The sequence below is a fragment of the Sphingobium trunci genome (assembly GCF_022664535.1).
In the GTDB taxonomy this organism is placed as follows: Bacteria; Pseudomonadota; Alphaproteobacteria; order Sphingomonadales; family Sphingomonadaceae; genus Sphingobium.
Genome location: NZ_JAKUJY010000074.1, coordinates 1 through 576, shown reverse-complemented (window position 1 = coordinate 576; position 576 = coordinate 1). Strand labels below are relative to the sequence as shown.

Below are 576 nucleotides of genomic sequence, written 5' to 3'. Positions count from 1 at the left end.
GCCAGAACTGGTCTGCAAGCGGCGGTGACATATCCCAGACAGGCAACCGCTATGTCTTCGCCTATCAGCCGACATTGACCTTCTCCTCCACCAGTTTCTCGAAAATATATGGTGCCGATGGCGCCGCCGCCCTTGCCAACGCCTATGCGGTAAGCGGCTATGAGCCCGCAGTTTCAGGCGTGTATCTCGCTGACAGTGCCACTACAGCATGGAGTGGATTGCCCACCCTCACCTCTGCTGGCAGTGCCACTAGTGCTGGTGTGGGCGGAAGTCCGTACGGCATATCCGTTGCTGCCGGGACATTGAGTTCTTCGGCGGGCTACGCCTTGGCTTTCAGTTCATCCGGCCAACTGACTGTCACTCCTGCGCCTTTGACGATCATCGCGGACGATGTGACGAAGAGCTATGACGGCCTGGCCTTTTCAGGGGGCGGCGGGCTGCATTATGCGGGCTTCGTCAATGGCGACACGCAGGCGAGCCTGTCGGGCAGCCTCCTGTGGAGCGGCACGGCGCAGGGAGCGCGGGACGCGGGCAGCTACGGCATCGCCGCATCGGGCCTTGCCAATCCCAATTACG

Annotated in this window: 1 protein-coding gene; it reads left to right on the top strand. The window is 61.5% G+C overall.

The window, feature by feature from the left end:
* The coding region (locus tag MJ601_RS21805) for an MBG domain-containing protein (RefSeq protein WP_242130486.1) at window positions 1–576 on the top strand (576 nt) is incomplete at both ends.